The sequence below is a fragment of the Streptococcus oralis subsp. tigurinus genome (assembly GCF_002093575.1).
In the GTDB taxonomy this organism is placed as follows: Bacteria; Bacillota; Bacilli; order Lactobacillales; family Streptococcaceae; genus Streptococcus; species Streptococcus oralis_CH.
In genome coordinates this window covers 1-14,004 of the sequence record NZ_LNVH01000003.1, presented here as the reverse complement: position 1 = coordinate 14,004, position 14,004 = coordinate 1, and the positions used below count along the sequence as shown (strand labels likewise).

The 14,004-nt window shown below is 41.0% G+C and carries 21 protein-coding genes; 16 read left to right on the top strand and 5 right to left on the bottom strand.

The features are described from left to right. The first annotated feature begins 1 nt into the window (after position 1). Genes ATE37_RS10830 through ATE37_RS04020 form a run of 3 tightly spaced genes read left to right on the top strand, consistent with a single transcriptional unit; the run spans position 2 to position 2,281 of the window. Positions 2-316, top strand: coding sequence for a hypothetical protein (locus ATE37_RS10830; protein WP_084867956.1), 315 nt, complete (start codon positions 2-4; stop codon positions 314-316). After that, positions 295-1,314: a UDP-glucose 4-epimerase GalE gene (galE, locus tag ATE37_RS04025; protein ID WP_084867954.1), complete on the top strand. Its 1,020-nt coding sequence runs from the start codon at positions 295-297 to the stop codon at positions 1,312-1,314. Before ATE37_RS10830 ends, galE begins: the two co-directional genes overlap by 22 nt. A gap of 4 nt (positions 1,315-1,318) precedes the next feature. After that, positions 1,319-2,281, top strand: coding sequence for a glycosyltransferase family 2 protein (locus ATE37_RS04020; RefSeq protein ID WP_180382760.1), 963 nt, complete (start codon positions 1,319-1,321; stop codon positions 2,279-2,281). Positions 2,282-2,363: 82 nt separating this feature from the next. On the opposite strand, the gene ATE37_RS04015 is transcribed toward ATE37_RS04020, so the two are convergent. Further along, positions 2,364-2,567: a ferredoxin gene (locus ATE37_RS04015; protein ID WP_180382759.1), complete on the bottom strand. Its 204-nt coding sequence runs from the start codon at positions 2,565-2,567 to the stop codon at positions 2,364-2,366. 45 nt (positions 2,568-2,612) lie between these two features. On the opposite strand from ATE37_RS04015, the gene ATE37_RS04010 reads away from it, so the two are divergent. From ATE37_RS04010 to whiA, 10 genes are all read left to right on the top strand, one after another. Further along, on the top strand, positions 2,613-3,122 hold the full coding sequence (locus ATE37_RS04010) for an SAG1386/EF1546 family surface-associated protein (protein ID WP_084867952.1): 510 nt from the start codon (positions 2,613-2,615) through the stop codon (positions 3,120-3,122). Between the two features lie 9 nt (positions 3,123-3,131). After that, the gene (gene cmk, locus ATE37_RS04005) at positions 3,132-3,806 is read left to right on the top strand and encodes a (d)CMP kinase (protein ID WP_000849406.1); all 675 of its coding nucleotides are present in this window, start codon (positions 3,132-3,134) and stop codon (positions 3,804-3,806) included. A 118-nt stretch (positions 3,807-3,924) separates the two neighbouring features. Next, entirely contained in the window at positions 3,925-4,431 is a 507-nt protein-coding gene (locus ATE37_RS04000; protein WP_000162312.1) for a dihydrofolate reductase, read from the top strand. Continuing rightward, positions 4,431-4,601, top strand: coding sequence for a hypothetical protein (locus ATE37_RS03995; RefSeq protein WP_000442252.1), 171 nt, complete (start codon positions 4,431-4,433; stop codon positions 4,599-4,601). The genes ATE37_RS04000 and ATE37_RS03995 overlap by 1 nt, the downstream gene beginning before the upstream one ends. A 31-nt stretch (positions 4,602-4,632) precedes the next feature. Beyond that, positions 4,633-5,865 carry an ATP-dependent Clp protease ATP-binding subunit ClpX gene (gene clpX / locus ATE37_RS03990; protein ID WP_002874765.1) on the top strand — a complete coding sequence of 411 codons (1,233 nt, stop codon included), beginning with the start codon at positions 4,633-4,635 and terminating at the stop codon, positions 5,863-5,865. An 8-nt stretch (positions 5,866-5,873) separates the two neighbouring features. Next, a complete protein-coding gene (yihA, locus tag ATE37_RS03985) occupies positions 5,874-6,461 on the top strand; it encodes a ribosome biogenesis GTP-binding protein YihA/YsxC (protein WP_125414342.1) in 588 nt (195 codons plus the stop codon). 9 nt (positions 6,462-6,470) lie between these two features. Next, the gene (locus ATE37_RS03980; RefSeq protein WP_084867949.1) at positions 6,471-6,851 is read left to right on the top strand and encodes a RidA family protein; all 381 of its coding nucleotides are present in this window, start codon (positions 6,471-6,473) and stop codon (positions 6,849-6,851) included. Positions 6,852-6,902: 51 nt separating this feature from the next. Next, entirely contained in the window at positions 6,903-7,793 is an 891-nt protein-coding gene (gene rapZ / locus ATE37_RS03975) for an RNase adapter RapZ (protein ID WP_000163039.1), read from the top strand. Continuing rightward, positions 7,790-8,767 carry a YvcK family protein gene (locus tag ATE37_RS03970; RefSeq protein ID WP_084867947.1) on the top strand — a complete coding sequence of 326 codons (978 nt, stop codon included), beginning with the start codon at positions 7,790-7,792 and terminating at the stop codon, positions 8,765-8,767. The genes rapZ and ATE37_RS03970 overlap by 4 nt, the downstream gene beginning before the upstream one ends. Continuing rightward, positions 8,764-9,675, top strand: coding sequence for a DNA-binding protein WhiA (gene whiA / locus ATE37_RS03965; protein ID WP_000011268.1), 912 nt, complete (start codon positions 8,764-8,766; stop codon positions 9,673-9,675). The genes ATE37_RS03970 and whiA overlap by 4 nt, the downstream gene beginning before the upstream one ends. An 87-nt stretch (positions 9,676-9,762) precedes the next feature. Here whiA and ATE37_RS03960 read toward each other — a convergent pair whose 3' ends face one another. The 3 genes from ATE37_RS03960 to ATE37_RS03950 form a co-directional block, all read right to left on the bottom strand. Continuing rightward, positions 9,763-10,890 (bottom strand): tyrosine-type recombinase/integrase, encoded by a 1,128-nt coding sequence (locus ATE37_RS03960; protein WP_084868134.1) that lies wholly within the window; start codon positions 10,888-10,890, stop codon positions 9,763-9,765. 117 nt (positions 10,891-11,007) lie between these two features. Beyond that, a complete protein-coding gene (locus ATE37_RS03955) occupies positions 11,008-11,397 on the bottom strand; it encodes a hypothetical protein (protein ID WP_084867945.1) in 390 nt (129 codons plus the stop codon). Positions 11,398-11,453: 56 nt separating this feature from the next. Then, a complete protein-coding gene (locus ATE37_RS03950) occupies positions 11,454-12,191 on the bottom strand; it encodes an XRE family transcriptional regulator (protein WP_084867943.1) in 738 nt (245 codons plus the stop codon). Between the two features lie 169 nt (positions 12,192-12,360). On the opposite strand from ATE37_RS03950, the gene ATE37_RS10950 reads away from it, so the two are divergent. Further along, positions 12,361-12,492: a hypothetical protein gene (locus ATE37_RS10950; RefSeq protein ID WP_000446473.1), complete on the top strand. Its 132-nt coding sequence runs from the start codon at positions 12,361-12,363 to the stop codon at positions 12,490-12,492. On the opposite strand, the gene ATE37_RS03945 is transcribed toward ATE37_RS10950, so the two are convergent. Beyond that, positions 12,489-13,196 carry a DUF4145 domain-containing protein gene (locus tag ATE37_RS03945; RefSeq protein ID WP_084867941.1) on the bottom strand — a complete coding sequence of 236 codons (708 nt, stop codon included), beginning with the start codon at positions 13,194-13,196 and terminating at the stop codon, positions 12,489-12,491. The genes ATE37_RS10950 and ATE37_RS03945 overlap by 4 nt on opposite strands. Positions 13,197-13,253: 57 nt before the next feature. Here ATE37_RS03945 and ATE37_RS03940 point away from each other — a divergent pair, with 57 nt between their 5' ends. Beyond that, positions 13,254-13,460: a helix-turn-helix transcriptional regulator gene (locus ATE37_RS03940; RefSeq protein WP_084867939.1), complete on the top strand. Its 207-nt coding sequence runs from the start codon at positions 13,254-13,256 to the stop codon at positions 13,458-13,460. Positions 13,461-13,616: 156 nt separating this feature from the next. Continuing rightward, entirely contained in the window at positions 13,617-13,880 is a 264-nt protein-coding gene (locus ATE37_RS03935) for a helix-turn-helix domain-containing protein (protein WP_084867937.1), read from the top strand. Positions 13,881-14,004 lie beyond the last annotated feature (124 nt).

The window sequence follows — 14,004 nt, the reverse complement described above, 5'->3', positions numbered from 1 at the left end:
AATGAAAATCAAAGATCAAACTAGGAAGCTAGCCGCAGGCTGCTCAAAGCACGGCTTTGAGGCTGTGGACAGAACTGATGAAGTCAGCTCAAAACACTGTTTTGAGGTTGTGGATCGAACTGCCGAAGTCAGTAACCATACCCACGGCAAGGCGAAGCTGACATTGCTTGAAGAGATTTTCGAAGAGTATAAGCATTTTACTAAAATTTTAGTCTCCCCTCTAGGATGGCAAATGACATTCCCTACCAAAAATGGTAAAATAAGAAAAAATAATTCGAGAATCGAGGAAAAAAGATGCAAGAAAAGATTTTGGTAACAGGTGGTGCCGGTTTTATCGGAACCCACACTGTTATTGAGTTGATCCAAGCAGGTCATCAAGTGGTTGTAGTGGATAACCTTGTCAACAGCAACCGTAAAAGTTTAGAAGTTGTTGAAAGAATCACAGGAGTTGAAATTCCTTTCTATGAGGCAGATATCCGTGATACTGATACTCTCAGAGATATTTTCAAGCAAGAAGAGCCAACAGGTGTGATTCACTTTGCTGGTTTGAAGGCTGTAGGTGAATCAACACGTATCCCTCTTGCCTACTATGACAACAATATCGCTGGAACTCTTAGTCTTTTAAAAGTTATGGAAGAAGCAAACTGTAAGAATATCATCTTCAGTTCTTCTGCGACAGTATATGGAGATCCTCACACGGTTCCAATCTTAGAAGATTTTCCACTTTCAGTGACCAATCCTTACGGTCGTACCAAACTCATGCTAGAAGAAATCTTGACCGATATCTACAAAGCAGACTCAGAATGGAATGTAGTCTTGCTTCGTTACTTTAATCCAATCGGAGCGCATGAAAGTGGAGACTTGGGAGAAAATCCTAATGGAATTCCAAACAATCTCTTGCCATATGTGACTCAGGTAGCTGTTGGAAAATTAGAGCAAGTACAAGTCTTCGGAGACGATTACGATACGGAAGATGGAACTGGTGTTCGTGACTATATCCACGTCGTAGACCTAGCCAAAGGTCACGTTGCAGCTCTTCAAAAAATCCAAAAAGGTTCAGGCCTTAACATTTATAACCTTGGAACAGGCAAGGGCTACTCTGTTCTTGAAATTATTCAAAATATGGAAAAAGCAGTGGGACGTCCTATTCCTTACCGCATCGTAGAACGCCGCCCAGGAGACATCGCTGCCTGCTATTCAGATCCTGCAAAAGCCAAAGCAGAACTCGGCTGGGAAGCAGAATTTGATATCACGAAAATGTGTGAAGACGCATGGCGTTGGCAAAGTAAGCATCCAAACGGATTTGAAGACTAAGATAATGATTTCGATCATTGTCCCCTGTTTAAATGAAGAGGAAGTACTTCCTCTTTTTTATCAGTCTGTTGAAGATTTGCTTCCTGACCTGGGAGCAGAAGTCGAGTATGTCTTTATAGACGATGGCTCAAGCGATGGGACCTTAGAGCTTTTGAAAGCTTATCGGGAGCAAAATCCTGCGGTGCATTATATCTCGTTCTCGCGAAATTTTGGGAAAGAAGCAGCTCTGTACGCAGGTTTACAGCATGCGACTGGGGACCTGGTGGTCGTGATGGATGCAGACCTCCAGGATCCTCCTAGTATGTTGCTTGAGATGAAAGACTTACTAGATCAGAATGCTGACTTGGACTGTGTTGGGACACGGAGAACTAGTCGGGAGGGAGAACCCTTCTTTCGCAGTTTCTGTGCTGATCTTTTTTATCGCCTCATGCAAAAAATCAGCCCAGTGGCTCTACCCTCGGGTGTCCGTGATTTCCGGATGATGAGAAGGTCTGTGGTAGATGCTATTTTAACCTTGACCGAGTCCAATCGTTTTTCTAAGGGGCTTTTTGCCTGGGTGGGCTTTAAAACGCACTATCTTGATTATCCAAACGTTGAACGACAGGCTGGCAAGACCAGTTGGAGTTTTAGACAGCTCTTTTTCTACTCGATTGAAGGGATTCTCAATTTTTCAGATTTCCCCTTGAGTATAGCCTTTGTAGCTGGACTCCTGTCTTGTTTTATTTCTTTTATGATGACTGTTTTTGTAGTGTTTCGGACTCTTATTTTGGGAAATCCAACATCTGGCTGGACCTCTCTGATGGCTGTCATTCTCTTTCTTGGGGGGATTCAACTTCTGACTATTGGGATTCTGGGCAAGTATATCAGTAAGATTTACCTGGAAACCAAAAAAAGACCACTCTTCCTCATCAAAGAAAAAAGTAATCTTTCTATTTTTGAAGGAAAAAATAACCGGAAAAGACTATAATTTTACCTAGAAATATGCTAAACTAGTAGGTGAAGGGATTAAAGTGATAAAGAGAATCTACAAAATCAATCTCCCTTTTAAACTATGATGGATCTTTTAGAAGTGCACGTGTAGGACAATTTTTGATGGCCTCCAGAACATCGCTGCTTTCAGCGATTTCTCTTTGCAATTCAACGGGATCATCGCAAAATCGAACGATTCCATTATCATGGTAATCAAAGAGTTCAGAATAGGTTTGGCAAAGCCCGCAGGCGATGCACCGTTCGGGTATAAGTGTGACTTTCATATTTATATTGTAATAAGAAAATGTAAAAAAAACAAGGAGTAAGGTATGGAAAAGGAACCGTGGCAAGAAGATATTTACGAAAACAATGAGGAAGAAACAAGATCAGAGCGTCGACACCGGAAACAAAAAGGGAAAGGCGTTGTTGCGAATCGTGTCTTGACAGTTCTAGCTAGCCTCTTCTTTGTAATTGTTGTAGCGATGGTAGTTGTATTGATTTACCTATCAACCGGTGGAAGCAATCGTACATCATCTTTGAAGGACTTCTATGATGCATCGTCTCCTTCTACAAGTTCAAGTTCTAAAGTGGAAGAATCATCATCTTCAAGTAGCAAGGTAGAGGAAATAACTTCTTCTGAATCAACACCTTCACAGAGCAGTTCGGAAGAACATACTACAGAGGGTGAAGGAACACTTACAGTACAGCCTGGAGAGGGAGAAGCAGCTCTTGCTCAACGTGCAGGGATTTCCATTGCCCAGCTAGAAGCCCTAAATCCTTCTCACATGTCATCTGGATCTTGGTTTGCCAACCCAGGTGATGTGATTAAGACAAGATAGGAGTCGGTCATGAAGACAATTCAAATTGCTATCGATGGTCCAGCTTCGAGTGGTAAGAGTACGGTCGCAAAGATTGTCGCTAAAGATTTTGGTTACACTTATCTCGATACAGGTGCTATGTACCGTGCTGCGACTTATATAGCGCTTAAGCACCAGTTGGATGCAGGAAATGTAGATCAACTTCTCGAGCTTCTTAACCAACACCCCATTAGTTTTGGTCGTTCAGAAACAGGTGAGCAACTTGTTTTTGTAGGAGATGTTGATATTACCCATCCGATTCGTGAAAATGAAGTGACCAACAAAGTTTCAAGCATTGCTGCCATTCCTGAGGTTCGTGAGAAACTGGTTTCGCTCCAGCAAGAGATTGCTCAGCAAGGTGGTATCGTCATGGATGGGCGTGATATCGGGACAGTTGTTTTACCACAAGCTGAACTCAAGATTTTCCTAGTGGCTTCTGTTGAAGAAAGAGCAGAGCGTCGTTACAAGGAAAATATTGCTAAAGGGATTGAGACTGACTTGGAAACGTTGAAAGAAGAGATTGCTGCGCGTGACTACAAGGATAGTCATCGTGAAACCTCACCTCTCAAACAGGCTGAGGATGCAGTTTACCTTGACACAACTGGACTAAGTATCCAGGAAGTGGTCGAAAAAATCGAATCAGAAGCAAAAAAATATATGTCCTAGGGACGAGAGGAGCAGGCTAAATGAAGCCTGCTCCTTTTCTCTCTTTTGCGCGCGTTTCAAAACAGCCTTTTTGGGAGAATTTTGATAAAATAGTAGTATCAATAAAAAGGACGGAAGCATGACAAAGAAAATCATAGCCATTTGGGCCCAAGATGAAAAAGGTGTGATTGGGAAGGAAAATCGTCTCCCTTGGCATTTGCCAGCAGAGTTGCAACATTTTAAGGAAACAACTTTAAATCATGCTATACTGATGGGACGAGTGACTTTTGATGGCATGGGACGTCGTCTGCTTCCAAAACGGCAAACCCTGATTTTAACGCGCAATAGCGAAGAAGTCATAGATGGGGCGCTCGTATTTCAAGATGTGGAGTCTGTTTTAGCGTGGTATCAGAGTCAGGAAAAAAATCTCTATATCATTGGCGGAAAGCAGATTTTTCAGGCTTTTGAGCCGTATTTAGATGAAATCATCGTGACACAGATTCATGCTCAGGTGGAGGGAGATACCTATTTCCCTGAGGAGTTTGACTTGTCTCGTTTTGAGACAGTAGCAAGTAAATCTTACACCCGAGATGAGAAAAACGACTATGATTTTACCATCGAATACCGAGATAGAAAGGAAGTCTAATGGAGCGCAGTATATTTGGATTTTTTACAGCTTTTTTGTGTGTGATCTGTATTTTGACTGGAGCACAGGCTTTTCGTAAGAAGCGCTATGGACTGTCTGCCTTACTCTGGTTGAATGCTTTTACCAATCTGGTCAACAGTGTCCACGCTTTTTATATGACCTTATTTTAGATAGAATGATAAATTAGAATGGAAGGAAATCATGCCTACAAATAGGAAAAATGATATGATGGTTTATTGCTCATTTTGTGGCAAAAGCCAAGAAGAAGTAAAGAAAATAATCGCTGGGAACAACGCCTTTATCTGTAATGAATGTGTGGAGTTGGCCCAGGAAATCATTCGGGAGGAGTTGGCCGAGGAAGTCTTGGCAGACTTGTCTGAAGTACCAAAACCAATCGAACTCCTCAATATCTTAAACCACTATGTGATTGGTCAAGATCGTGCCAAACGTGCCTTGGCAGTGGCTGTTTACAACCACTACAAACGCATCAATTTCCACGATACGCGTGAAGAGTCAGAAGATGTGGATTTGCAGAAGTCAAACATCTTGATGATTGGTCCAACTGGTTCTGGGAAAACTTTCTTGGCTCAGACTTTGGCTAAGAGCTTGAATGTACCTTTTGCTATTGCAGATGCGACAGCTCTTACTGAGGCTGGGTATGTGGGTGAGGACGTGGAAAATATCCTCCTCAAACTCTTGCAAGCTGCTGACTTTAACATCGAACGTGCAGAACGTGGGATTATCTACGTTGATGAAATTGACAAGATTGCCAAAAAGAGCGAGAACGTGTCTATCACACGTGACGTTTCGGGTGAAGGAGTGCAACAAGCCCTTCTTAAAATCATTGAAGGAACTGTAGCCAGTGTACCACCTCAAGGTGGACGTAAACATCCACAACAAGAGATGATCCAGGTAGATACCAAGAATATCCTCTTCATCGTGGGTGGTGCTTTTGATGGCATCGAAGAAATTGTGAAACAACGTCTGGGTGAAAAAGTCATCGGTTTTGGCCAAAATAACAAGGCGATTGACGAAAACAGCTCCTACATGCAAGAAATCATCGCAGAAGACATTCAAAAATTCGGGATTATCCCTGAGTTGATTGGGCGCTTGCCTGTCTTTGCAGCTCTTGAGCAATTGACGGTCGATGACTTGGTTCGCATCCTGAAAGAACCAAGAAATGCCTTGGTCAAACAATACCAAACCTTGCTTTCCTATGACGATGTCGAGTTAGAATTTGATGACGAAGCCCTTCAAGAGATTGCCAACAAAGCTATCGAACGTAAAACTGGTGCGCGTGGTCTTCGCTCAATCATCGAAGAAACCATGCTAGATGTTATGTTTGAAGTGCCAAGTCAGGAAAATGTGAAATTGGTCCGCATCACGAAAGAAGCTGTCGATGGAACGGAAAAACCCATCCTAGAAACAGCCTAGAGGTGACTATGGAAATCAATACACACAATGCTGAAATCTTGCTCAGTGCGGCCAACAAGTCCCACTATCCGCAGGATGACCTGCCAGAGATTGCCCTTGCAGGGCGTTCAAATGTTGGGAAGTCCAGTTTTATCAACACCATGCTCAACCGCAAGAATCTTGCCCGTACATCAGGGAAACCTGGGAAAACCCAGCTACTCAACTTTTTTAACATTGATGACAAGATGCGTTTTGTGGATGTACCAGGTTACGGCTATGCCCGCGTTTCCAAAAAGGAACGTGAAAAGTGGGGGCGCATGATTGAGGAATATCTAACCACTCGGGAAAATCTCCGTGCCGTGGTCAGTCTGGTGGATTTCCGTCATGACCCGTCAGCAGATGATGTGCAGATGTACGAATTTCTCAAATATTATGAGATTCCGGTTATCATCGTTGCGACCAAGGCGGACAAGATTCCCCGTGGTAAGTGGAACAAGCACGAATCAGCAATCAAAAAGAAATTAAACTTTGACCCAAGTGACGACTTCATCCTCTTTTCATCTGTCAGCAAGGCAGGGATGGATCAGGCTTGGGATGCAATATTAGAAAAATTATGAGGGAAAGAAATGGCAAAAACAATTCATACAGAAAAAGCTCCAAAAGCAATCGGACCCTATGTTCAAGGGAAAATCGTTGGTAATCTTTTGTTTGCTAGCGGTCAAGTTCCCCTATCTCCTGAAACTGGAGAAATTGTAGGAGAAACGATTCAAGAACAGACAGAACAAGTCTTGAAAAATATCGGTGCTATTTTGGCTGAAGCAGGAACAGACTTTGACCATGTTGTCAAAACAACTTGCTTCTTGAGCGATATGAATGACTTTGTTCCTTTTAACGAGGTTTACCAGACTGCCTTTAAAGAGGAATTTCCAGCTCGTTCAGCTGTAGAGGTTGCACGTCTTCCTCGTGATGTAAAAGTCGAAATTGAAGTGATTGCAGAGATTGGATAAGCTAGTTGAAGTTTGGCTCTGCCAAACTTTTTTTGATATAAGGAGAGATAGATGACAAAGAAACAACTTCACCTGGTGATTGTGACAGGGATGAGTGGCGCAGGGAAAACGGTAGCCATTCAGTCCTTCGAGGATTTGGGATATTTCACTATTGACAATATGCCACCAGCCCTCTTGCCAAAGTTTTTGCAGTTGGTTGAGACCAAGGATGATGACCATAAGTTAGCCCTAGTAGTCGATATGCGGAGCCGTTCCTTCTTTTCAGAGATTCAGGCTGTTTTGGATGAATTGGAAAACCAAGACGATTTGGACTTCAAAATTCTCTTTTTAGATGCAGCAGATAAGGAATTGGTGGCCCGCTATAAGGAAACTAGAAGAAGTCACCCTCTAGCTGCTGATGGTCGGATTTTAGATGGCATCAAGCTGGAACGCGAACTCCTAGCACCTTTGAAAAACATGAGTCAAAATGTGGTGGATACGACAGAACTCACTCCTCGTGAACTGCGTAAAACCATTGCAGAGCAGTTTTCGGATCAAGAACAAGCTCAGTCTTTCCGTATAGAGGTCATGTCTTTTGGATTCAAGTATGGTATCCCTATCGATGCAGACTTGGTTTTTGATGTCCGTTTCTTGCCAAATCCCTACTATCTCCCTGAACTCCGCAATCAGACAGGTGAGGATCAAGCAGTTTATGATTATGTGATGAATCATGAAGAGTCTGAAAGTTTCTATCAGCACTTACTCGCCTTGATTGAGCCCATTTTGCCAAGTTACAAAAAAGAAGGCAAGTCTGTTTTAACCATTGCAGTAGGATGTACAGGTGGACAACACCGTAGTGTTGCCTTTGCAAAACGAATCGCTGAGGACCTTGCTAAAAACTGGCCTGTCAATGAAAGCCATCGTGACAAAGACAGAAGAAAGGAAACGGTAAACCGTTCATGAGAAAACCAAAGATAACGGTAATTGGTGGAGGAACTGGTATCCCCGTCATTTTGAAAAGCTTGCGAGAAAAGGATGTTGATATCGCAGCCATCGTAACGGTAGCTGATGATGGTGGATCTTCTGGTGAACTAAGAAAGAATATCCAACAGCTGACACCACCAGGTGATCTTCGCAATGTTCTGGTAGCCATGTCGGATATGCCTAAATTTTATGAGAAAGTTTTTCAGTACCGCTTCTCAGAAGAGGCTGGAGCTTTTGCGGGTCATCCGCTAGGAAATATTATCATTGCTGGCCTATCTGAAATGCAAGGGTCCACTTATAATGCCATGCAGCTGCTAAGTCTCTTTTTCCACACAACAGGAAAAATCTACCCATCAAGCGATCAGCCTCTGACACTGCATGCAGTCTTTAAAGACGGTTCTGAGGTGGCAGGTGAGAGCCACATTGCAGATCATCCAGGTATGATCGACCATGTCTATGTGACCAATACCTTGGATGATGAAACACCCCAAGCCAGCCGTCGAGTGGTCAATACTATCCTCGAGAGTGATATGATCGTCTTGGGGCCGGGTTCCCTCTTTACATCGATTTTGCCAAATATTGTCATTGAGGAGATTGGGCAGGCTCTCTTGGAGACCAAGGCGGAGATAGCCTATGTCTGCAATATCATGACCCAGCGTGGGGAAACAGAGCACTTTTCAGACAGTGACCACGTGGAAGTCCTCCATCGACACTTAGGTCGGCCATTTATTGATACGGTCTTGGTTAATATCGAGAAGGTTCCTAGAGAATACATGGATAGCAACCGTTTTGATGAGTATTTGGTTCAGGTAGAGCATGACTTTGCTGGTCTTTGCAAGCAGGTTCCTCGTGTGATTTCATCCAACTTCCTTCGTTTGGAAAATGGAGGAGCCTTCCATGATGGCGATTTGATTGTAGACGAATTGATGCGCATTATACAGGTGAGAAAATGAGTTTTACAGTTGCAGTAAAAGAGGAAATTCTTGGTCAACATCATCTCAGCCGTCATGAGCTGTCAGCCATTATCAAGATGTCTGGCAGTATCGGTCTCTCGACTTCAGGCCTGACCTTGTCCGTCGTGACCGAAAATGCCAAGTTGGCTCGGCACCTTTATGAGTCCTTTCTCCATTTTTATGATATCAAGTCAGAAATTCGACACCATCAGAGGAGCAATCTTCGTAAGAATCGTGTCTACACGGTTTATACCGATGAGAGGGTGCAGGAGCTTTTAGCTGATTTGCGGCTTGCGGATTCTTTCTTTGGTTTGGAGACAGGTATTGATCCCGATATCTTAGCAGATGAGGAGGCTGGTCGTGCTTACTTATGTGGGGCCTTTCTGGCAAATGGTAGCATCCGAGATCCTGAGTCTGGCAAGTACCAGTTGGAGATCAGTTCCGTTTATCTGGACCACGCCCAAGGACTAGCCTCTCTCCTCCAGCAATTTTTACTGGATGCCAAGGTTATTGAGCGAAAGAAAGGTGCAGTTACCTATCTCCAGCGTGCAGAGGACATCATGGATTTCTTGATCGTAATTGGGGCTATGCAGGCGCGTGATAACTTTGAGCGCGTCAAGATTTTGCGTGAAACCCGTAACGACCTCAATCGGGCCAATAACGCTGAAACAGCCAATATCGCTCGGACAGTTTCTGCCAGCATGAAGACTATCAATAATATCAGTAAAATCAAAGATAGAATGGGTTTGGAAAATTTACCAGTGGATTTGCAGGAGGTGGCTCGCTTACGGATCCAGCACCCAGACTACTCTATCCAGCAGTTGGCAGATAGCCTGAGCAATCCCCTGACCAAAAGTGGCGTCAACCACAGACTCAGAAAAATCAATAAAATAGCAGATGAATTATAACGATATAAAGCAACCCCTTGAATTATCAATATCTTCAAGGGGTTTTGTTGTGTTATTAAGATAAAAAGGGGCAACCGAGGGGCAGAATTAAAAAATAGTATCTAATTTATTGACCAGTTTATCCTCCATATCTTCAGTAGTATGAGAATAGATTTCCAAAGTCATCTTAGCATTTGAGTGCCCGACTCGATCCATTATTGATTTGATAGGTAATCCTGACTCTGCTAAAAATGAAATATGAGAATGCCTAAAAATATGGCTAGATAAGTTTTTTTCTATTTTAGCCTGTTTTCCATATTTTTTTAATATCTGTATAAAGCAAGATATTGTTGTAGGTTGGTTCCATCTTTCAAAACAAAAAATATAATCTTCACTAGATAATGGCTGGAAACGTTCACTAAGTCGCACTATCTGCCTTTTAATAGCTTCTATGACAGTCTCTGATACTTTGATTGTCCGTATTGAGTTCGTAGTTTTTGGGAGCGTCTTGATTTTGCTAACAGAATCATAATTACCTGTAATCTCAATTTTTTTGTTTTGGAAATCTATATTTTTTAACTGTAAAGCAGCTAGTTCACCATATCTCATGCCGGTCAAGGCAAGTACAAGCACCATATCAGCATACTTCTGATGATATTCTCGTCTATTGAGGACATCCACTAATGACTTTATTTCTTCCATGGTAAGGAAGTTGTTACGCTTTTTTTCTAATTCTTCTAAAGTTTTTGGCTTTTGAGGGATCGTGGTATAATCCACCTCGTTATTCTCAATGTAGGAGTATTGAACAGCGTACTTGAATATACCTCTGAGTCTGTGCCTAACTTTTTTAGCTGTAATATATCCGTTGCTTTCAATAACTTTTTCAATAGCCTGCTGAAGAAAACGCCTGTCAAGATTGGCCAGCAAGGTATCAGATGGTATGACTTGTTTCATTGTCTTATCAACTGATTTACAATTATGTTTTGTGGATTCTTTGACTGTTTGTGCCCATGATTTATAAAAAAGGTTATAGATTTCTTCAAATGTAATGCTTTCTACTTGTTTTGTGCTAAGCTTTTTATTTATCTTTTCCTGCAGGATGAGTGCAGCTTGATTTCTTGCCTGGGGAGTTTTCTTCTCCATCGTGACTGAGACTTTTTTTAACTTCTCAGTATATGGATCTTTGTATCTCTCAAAAAATTTATACTTGCCGTTTGGCAATTCTTCCATCCACATTGATTTTAACCCCACTTTTTGATAAAATGAGTATAGTAAAGAGGGCTTTTTAATGCCTTTTACTATACAGGATATCCTCACACTCTCCTTGGCCAAAATTTGAGTGTGGGGATTTTTTTATTTCGTTTCAAAGAAATTTCCGCAATTTTGGCAATGCCACTGTTTATTTCCTTTTTTGCCAGCAAATCCAGCTAAAGCACCAATTCCACCAGTTAAGACAGCACCACCAACGGCTTTTCCGACTGAGAAGGCTTTTTTATCTTGTTGTAAGAAAGAGACATCTTTGGAGTTACAATTTGGGCAAGTGATGATATTTTGTTTTTTCATTTGATTTTTTTGTTCCTTTTCCTGTTTTTTATGTTGTTGCATTGTTCTAAAAGCTTCCATCTCGCGCTGTCTTGCTTTTTTCTTTTCAGGTGATTCAGTCTTAACTTTGTAAATAACAAAAGCTATTACAACGATAACAAAGATTACATAAAGTATAACGCCTAACAATTTGTTGTTCATAATTAACCTCCATTTTAGCCTTTCAAAGCCAAACATTTATCTAGTGTTTGTTGTTTTTACTTTTCCTGTGGCATGAAGTTTCCGACGACTTTGCCGATGATGCGAGGTTCTTCTTCCCAGCGGGCAAACTTGTCATCATATTTGTCATTTAGAGAGACGAGACGGAGTCCATCTTTTTCTTTGTAGACTTTCTTGATATAGCTCTGGCCATCCCAATCTACGGCATAGATGGCACCGTCATAGTCCCAGCCTGTATCCTTGATGAGGGCGACGGATCCGTCTGCGAAGTCTGGTTCCATGGAGTCGCCATAGACCCAGCTGGCGAGATCGTGGGTGATGTCCTTATCAAAATAGACAGTATCATAGTTGCGATCTTCTGCGTAACCGTATCCTGTCCCTGCGGATAGCTTTTCGAAAACGTGATATTCGAAAAGTTCTTCGTCGACCTCTCGATCCTGACTCTCTAAAAGCTCCTCAGATGTCCGTAACACGATTTTTTTATTGTGGGTGGTTAATTGTACCACCTTGTCCGTAATCTTCTGTGTGAGCGAATCTGGAGCGCCTGGGAGGGAAGCGGTGGATTCATTTTGAGAAGGGAAAAAATCGTCTATTGAAACGCCAAAAATATCGCAAAGTTCAAAGAGCATATCTTGGTTGGCTTTCCTATCCCCTTTTTCATATCTACTAATAGTTTGTTTAGTAGTGTTCAATCTTTTGGCAAGTTCATCTTGGGTGAATCCAGCTGATTTACGAAATGTCTTAATTTGCGTTCCAATATATTTTTTTAAATCCATTTTACTCACCTCGCTTTCTATAGTTGTTATAAGTAGATTATATAAAAAAGTCACCGAAAGCGCAACTTTTTTTATTTTTTAATTAAAAAACTGTTGACAAGTCACCAAAATGGTGATATGATATAATCAAGCTTAGAGATAAGCAAATAAAACGAAAGGAGGAAGAGAGGTGGAAAGTGTTGAAATTGTTGAATTGATAAAAATTACATTTAAACGAGGGAAAGGAACAGAAGATGACCCGGTTAGAGTTGTAACTCAGTACTGGGACAAAGAAAATGTATTAATCTTTGAGAAAGATTAATTGTCTCTTCTTTCAATAGAATTTCGGTAGGATTCCGGTAATAGGTTATATGTGTCTAGAATTTTTTTAGGTTGGGTGATTCGATTATCTACAATCAAGTTGATAAAACTTAACAATGATAAAGCTAACTCTTTGTTATCTTTTATATCTATTTGGCCTGGATGTACGGCGTTATTCCCTATTACTCTAACACTGTCTAGCATTTGTTGGATTTCTATTGGCATTCCTTTAGAGACAAGACTTCCAATTTGGGTATTTAAATCTTTACCTTGTGCGTTTAAATGAGCAACAAGCTTTTCAATAGCTAGGCGAGATAGAGCTGCAGAAGCTCTGGGTGATATATTTAGAACTTCGCCAGCTTCAATATAGATTTCTTTCACATCATCAGGCATATCACTATTAGGTTCAGGTATTCCTTCGGCAACATTTGGGAAAATTAATGTCAAGGTTGCACCGCTTGTGTATAATACGAGCCTGGAGCTACTTATTTGGATTTCATTTGTTATCCAAATAGAAAATTGATTACAAGCCTGACATTGTGCAATTATAATAAATTTGATAGATTCGTTGTAATCTCCATTGATATCAATAGGATTATAAGTCCATAAATGGGAAGAGAAACCTGAACATACAGGGCATTGAAAGGCTTTTGAATTGCCTGCGAAGCCACCGCCTAGGCTTAATTTAGAAAGATCAAATGACATATTATTTCTCCAATCGTTTTTATTCTATTATACCAAATTTAGAAAGGAGGTAGGAACGTGCAAATTTATCTTTACCAATTAAGAAAAGAAAAAGGGATTACTCAAAAAGAATTGGCACAAAAACTTGGTATTTCTGAGACAGCATATCGTCAGAAAGAGAAGGGGCAAAGCGCTTTTACTCAGGATGAAATGTTTTTCTTGCGTAGCTTTTTTGATAAACCTTTGCAAGATATTTTTTTACCAAGAAAGTCACCAAATCGGTAACTTAAAAACTCATATCAATAAAGAAAGGAGAGCGTATGACAGACTTTAAAGATTTGGATTGCCAGTTCATCTTTCAAGAATGTAACTGATGATTATACTGCTGTTAGTAATAGTTTTATCAACGATCCTGCGCTAGATTTTACAGCTGTTGGCATCATGATGGTGGTGCTGGCTAATCACCCAAACTGGCAAGTCTATCCTGATGAGATAGCTAAAAGAAAAGGTGTTAGTCGTCCAACTATTAGTAAATATTTCAAAATATTGGAAGAGGCTGGATATTTGCGTCAAGTTAGGCGAAAGCCTCCAGGCCGTGGAGGAAGTCATGTATTTCGATTTTTCTCTGATAGAAAAATATCTGATTTCCAGTTTGATATCATGTCGCAACGACTCGATGAAGCGATTAATGATTCAACTTTTTGAGATGTAAGTTTTTTTCATGTCAAATTTTTTCATGTCAAATTTTTTCATGTCAAATTTTTTACACTAACAAATACTAACTAACAACAAGTATTAAATAACAATAAATACTAACTAACAACAAGTA